This window comes from Chryseobacterium sp. RR2-3-20 (assembly GCF_017808115.1).
GTDB lineage: Bacteria > Bacteroidota > Bacteroidia > Flavobacteriales > Weeksellaceae > Chryseobacterium > Chryseobacterium oryzae.
Map to the genome: position 1 here is coordinate 1 of NZ_JADQBD010000109.1, position 5,659 is coordinate 5,659.

The 5,659-nt window shown below is 30.3% G+C and carries 5 protein-coding genes; all 5 read right to left on the reverse strand.

What is annotated here, in order from left to right; all coding sequences use genetic code 11:
- Window positions 1–405 precede the first annotated feature (405 nt).
- Window positions 406–945 carry a YcxB family protein gene (locus IV513_RS14820; RefSeq protein WP_209391333.1) on the reverse strand — a complete coding sequence of 180 codons (540 nt, stop codon included), beginning with the start codon at window positions 943–945 and terminating at the stop codon, window positions 406–408.
- A 172-nt stretch (window positions 946–1,117) separates the two neighbouring features.
- Complete coding sequence (locus IV513_RS14825) at window positions 1,118–1,684, reverse strand: hypothetical protein (protein ID WP_209391334.1); 567 nt, start codon at window positions 1,682–1,684, stop codon at window positions 1,118–1,120.
- A 368-nt stretch (window positions 1,685–2,052) separates the two neighbouring features.
- Window positions 2,053–2,931 carry a YitT family protein gene (locus IV513_RS14830; RefSeq protein WP_209391335.1) on the reverse strand — a complete coding sequence of 293 codons (879 nt, stop codon included), beginning with the start codon at window positions 2,929–2,931 and terminating at the stop codon, window positions 2,053–2,055.
- Between the two features lie 5 nt (window positions 2,932–2,936).
- Entirely contained in the window at window positions 2,937–3,518 is a 582-nt protein-coding gene (locus IV513_RS14835; RefSeq protein ID WP_209391336.1) for an HD family phosphohydrolase, read from the reverse strand.
- A gap of 18 nt (window positions 3,519–3,536) precedes the next feature.
- Window positions 3,537–5,546, reverse strand: coding sequence for an adenylate/guanylate cyclase domain-containing protein (locus tag IV513_RS14840; RefSeq protein ID WP_209391337.1), 2,010 nt, complete (start codon window positions 5,544–5,546; stop codon window positions 3,537–3,539).
- Window positions 5,547–5,659: the final 113 nt, after the last annotated feature.

Consider the following 5,659-nt stretch of genomic DNA (forward strand, 5'->3'; position numbering starts at 1 on the left):
TTAATTTTGAATCCATAAGAAGGTTTTTTTGTTGTCAACCTCAAAGATACTTTGAGTTACTTTAATTCCTTCTTATTTTTTTATTTAGGACGCTATTGGTTCTGACCAAAAATAAAATTTGCTAGAAAAAGAAAAGTTATAAATTTAATGTTTTTCATTATTTGCGATTTTTTTAAATATTGTAGCTAACGGAAAAAGTATTGGCGAAATCGAAGATTCGGCGTATCCAATTGCGGGAATTCTAAGAATTTTAGTTCAAGGAAAACCAAACGAAGCCGAAGCTTTCTCAATTGAACTAAATTACAAAAAATATGGAATTGAAAAGCAGTGGTGGCAAAAAGTTGTGGATTTTCAATTCATACTTAAACCCCGTATTTTAACAATACAACTTAGAATAAATTGTAGTTAATGTTTCCAATTTAAATTTACATATTCTTTTACATTATATTTTGTTTTCATAATGGATATGAATTTATTAAATTCTTCTTGATTTTCAATCTTATTTTTAGGTATAATAAGACTTTCTTCAGTTTTTAGTTTTAAGAAATAGTAATCTTTAATTTCACTAATTTCTTTGAAACTATTGTAATTGATTTTAGATTCAGCTATTGAATTTTTTGTAATTAGTTCATCATTTTCAAAAATGAGATTTGTTTTTAAACCAATCTTTTCTTTATAATTTTCCTTTATGAACTTATTATAATAAGATTTATATTGCCATTTTTGTAAAAAATAAATTCCAATTAGAATAATTATACAGGCCGGAATAAAATAGATTAATCCGTTATCAGTATTATTATATAAATTAAAACCAAATATTATTATTGCAGCAAAAACCCAGATAAAATTTTTCCTTTTTTGTTTAATAATAGTTTTACTTCTTGACGCAGTAAATAAATGATATTTTAAAAAATCTTCTTTGTTTAAGCTTAAATTCAAATTCATTTTTATAGTTTGTTTACAATTTCTGCTAACGTTTTGGGGCTTTGCGATGGTGGAATAATCGAAGTACAAATCTTCAATTTTGCACAAAAGTTGAACCGAAGAACAGCCTTTGAACTGTGCAGTTTAGCCCCACTATTTCAAAACCCTTGTTACCTGCAGTTTTTTTGCTGTTTTAAGTGTTCCAAATTAATTTTCCATCAAAGTCAATTTTATATTTTGTTTTAGCAAAGTCTGTAAGTAAAATTCCGTCCTTTTCAATTTTAAATTCTTCTTCGTTGTCTTTGCTGACAAAAATATCTGCACCGCCAAATTCCCATTTTTTGCTTCCGTTTTTGTCAAGTTTTGTAATTTGTAACTCTCCGTGAATGATATATTCGTCTTGTTGCTTAAATATTTGAAAATAAGTTGCTTGGTCAGCTTGTATTTTCCATTTTAGTTCAAGGTTTGGAAGTGTCAAACAAAATATAGTGTCGCAACAGCAGAGCAATAATTGGTCATTGTCAATTAGCGATGAATTTTGATGAATTCCTGTTGCGCCACCAGAACCAATTACTATACAGCTATCAATAATTTGGTCATTTTGATAAACTTTTATACCGTGTTTAGAAGTTGGATATTCTTTCGCTCCGTCGACAAAGTAATGTTTTGAATAAATGAATTTATTGTCTGTCGAGTTAAATGTGTAAGTCGGTTCGTCAATTAATTCTATTGTTAAATCTTTAAATTGATGTCGGTTCATTTTGTTTTGGATACGTTGTTCTAAAATAGCAGATAACGGAAAAAAATATTGTCGAAACCGAAGATTCGCGTAGCCAATTGCGGTAATTCGAAGAACTTTAGTTCAAGAATGAGCAAACGAAGCCGATGCTTTTTCGATGGAACTAAATTACAAAAAAATGTGGAATTGAAAAGCAGTTGTGGCGAAGAATATTCAAATTGAAAATCTGGTTTTTTCCATTACAATAACCAATACCAAAAAATAATGAAATGTTTTATAGTTTTACAATACAAAATGAGGGTGCAATTGTGTCCAATATGCGAGGAAATTTAAAAAAGAGCCTTCAAATCTATGATAGCTCTTATTCATACTATTTGTAATAGAATTATTTAGTGTTTAACAATTTCTTTAACAATGCCTCCTTGGGGTTCTCTAACGGTATTGGTGAAAATAAAAGCTTTGGGATCTATAGAACGTACGATATTCTGAAGTTTTCTGACCTCTAGCCTCGTAACAATTGTGAAAATAATATCAACATCTGCACTCTGCTCAAAAGATTCTTTCATAAATCCTCTTTCACCTTTATAAACGGTTATTCCACGGTTTAAGGTTAATACCAAAGCTTTCTTTATTTCCTCACTATTTCCTGATACAATGGTAACACCAGTATATGCTTCTATACCTTCAATTACATATTTTGTGATCTGACTGGCAACGACGTAGGTAAGTATGGCATACAAGGCTGTCTCTTTTTTCAAAAAGAAAGCTGCAATTAAAAAAATAATAATGTTCATCCCTAGAATAATTTCTGTAATGCTGAAACTACTCTTTTTGAATGTCATTAATGCAAGAACTTCCATTCCATCGAAAGTTCCACCGCCTCTCATGCACAAACCAATACCTATTCCAAGAAAAAAGCCTCCGAAAATTGCCACCAAAAGTTTATCGTGGGTAATTTCTGGAAAATGAGCAAAATTTAGAATAAGGGCTATTAAAGTAATGGCTACAGCACTCCGAATAGCAAAATGCTTACTTACTTTAAAGTAAGCCAATATGATGAACGGTATATTGAGTAAAATAAGAAGAATACCCAAATTCCAATGCTGAACTTCATGAAACAATAATGAAATACCTGTAACACCCCCATCTAAAAAGTGATTGGGCACTAAAAAGCTTTTTAAAGCGAAACTAGTAGAAATAACTCCTAAAATAAGATATATTACATCTGAAAGTGTGAATAAAGGACCGTGGGGTTTATGTGAACTCATTTTTTTTAAGAATTTAATTTAGATTTAATGATTTCTAAATTTTCGTTTTTTTTCTGGTTACGTGTTTGGATGGATGTTTGAGTAAAAAAATGATGGCTTTCCAGAAATTTTTCTTGAAGGAGGTTCCAGTCTCTTTCGGAATTAACGATTCCGAACATGGTAAGTTCTTCAAACAATTTATTGCCAATGGTAAAAAAGTCGTCCCTTCCTAAATAGTCCAAATCTGCATCTGCCATGATTTCCTCTAAATGATTGGTGGGCGATTGTGGTATTTTTGTGGCCATAATCATTCCTTTTATCTTCTGAATTTGCTCATCTTTATATCCGTATTTTGGAAGATGCTTTGCTGCAATATCACACGATTTTTCCTCATGATCTTTTGCACCATAAAGAAACCCCGTATCATGAAATAATGCTGCTGTTTTTAATAGCATTAATTCTTCGCCGGAAATTCCTTCCGCAATAGCAATTTTTTCTACTGCATTAATCACATCTTTAACGTGAACTACACTATGATAAGAAAGATGCTCCGGAAGATGTTCCTTTAGTTTTTGGAGGATATCTTTTTTAATTTTTTCGTATTCCATATTCAAAAATAAAGAATTTTAGTTGTTTTTTATCTGTAATGCAAAATACATATCCATTGCACCTTTTCCTTTGGTGTCAATTTTTCCTCTGTATTCAAAGTTAAATTGATCTTTAACTAGTTGATAGGTAGATTCTGAAACATTTATTTTGCCTTTTTCACTATTTTGTTCCATTCTTGCTGCTGTGTTTACGGTATCCCCCCAAATATCATAAGCGAATTTTTTGAGTCCGACAATTCCTGCTACAAGAGATCCTGAATTGATTCCTATTCTGATTTCCAGGGCTTCGGGGTTTGTTTTTCTTCTGTCTTCAATAAATTTAAGGATGTCTAATGCCGCCAAAACTGTTTGATATGCGTGGTTGGGATTTTGGTTGGGCAATCCGCAAACAGAAAGATAAGCATCGCCGATGGTTTTTATCTTTTCAAGTTTATGTTTTTCCATGATTAGATCGAAGGCGGTAAAACATTCATTAAGCTCAATAAGCATTTTTTCGGCTCCCATTTTTTCGGAATTTTCGGTAAAATTTACAAAATCTGTAAATAGAACCGTTACTTCATCATAATGTTTGGCTTCGGAACTTCCATTTTTTTTCAGCTCTTCGGCAACTTCTTGCGGAAGAATATTGAGCAACAGGTTTTCGGTAATTTGTTTTTCTTCCTGAAGTTGAAAAGTTCGTTCTTCAACCTGTTTTTCAAGCAAATCATTCTGATCCTGAAGAATATCCTGCTTTTCCTGTTCCTGCTTCAAATTTACTTCAGAAAGTCGTTTTACTTCATCAATCTGCTTTACAAGACTAAGGTTTGTGGAAGCAAACTGCCACGCCAAATATGCCGAAATTGAAATAGGAAAACTGATGAATATTAAAATAAAACTATATGATATTAAACCGTCCCCAAAAGTATCATCTACATCTATTGAAAAAGATTCATTTAGGAACATGGTAATAATTAGAAGAACAATAAAGAAAAAGAATAATAATATGCCGCCTCCAACGATAAATGCCGATTTTTCCTTTCGAATCATTGCTCTTACTATTAAGTAGAAAGATTCAAAAGCAACAAAAAATAAGTATAAGAATACTAAACTAACCGCTATACCTACAGAAAAATAATATATAATTAAGATTAAAAATGCTATCATGAGCATAATTTTAAGTCTTATCTTTTTCTTTCCGAATAGTGTATTCACAAATCCTGTAAGAGAAGTACAAAACAGTAAAAAAGAAAAGAAGTAAATAAAAATATATACATTAATATTATTAAAATCTGTCATTTCTCCAAAAAGCAATATGCCATAGCTCATAAAAGAAATTGAAAAATTGTAGGTTGAAAAATATAAATTGTATATGGCTTTCCTATAAAAAATAAATAAAAGCAGATGAATAAAACCCAATGCACCAAATATCCCACATATCAGCATTGTGTAGAAATTCATGTATTCTAAATATTCAGTTTTTTTATGGATGATTGTATTGGCAGAAACCAATTCTACGCTTAGAGGAATAGAATTAAAAGTAATAACTTTTTTCTTTTCACCAATATTTGGCAAAAATTTTATGGCTAAAACATTCACTTTGGTATTATCCAAAGAAAAAAAGGTGGGAATTTTATTTTTGAGTTTATTTTCCGTAGTTTTTTCGTTTCCTATTTTCCCTATACTTTCAATTTTTTTTCCGTTAAGATAAATTTCGGATGCTCCTAATTGATTAATGTTGAAACATAAAGGTTTATTAATCTCAGACGAATCTATTTTAAAGTAATACCGAATCCAGTAAGGATTGTTTTTTTTATAAACATCTTTGGAGTAAAAATTTTCATATTTCCAAGCCGAATCATCAAAATTGGGTAAAGCGAAATTAGGATGATCTTGTTCTGTAAACCTTGCTTTTTCTTCAATGAAAGTACCTTCTTCTATTTCTTTTTCAGTAAAAACTCTAGGTTTTTCAAAAGAGTTTTGAGCATAACAAAAATTTTGCAATGCTAAAAAAATGAAAACAAAGAATGTAAAAAGAATATTTTTTTTCAAAATTCTATCAAATTTAAATTTGATTATCCGTTTTTAATCATAACCCTGTAATGTTAGCAATAATAAGCCTTTCAAAGAGGCTATCTCCAAAATATCTTCGATTTAGCTTGTAG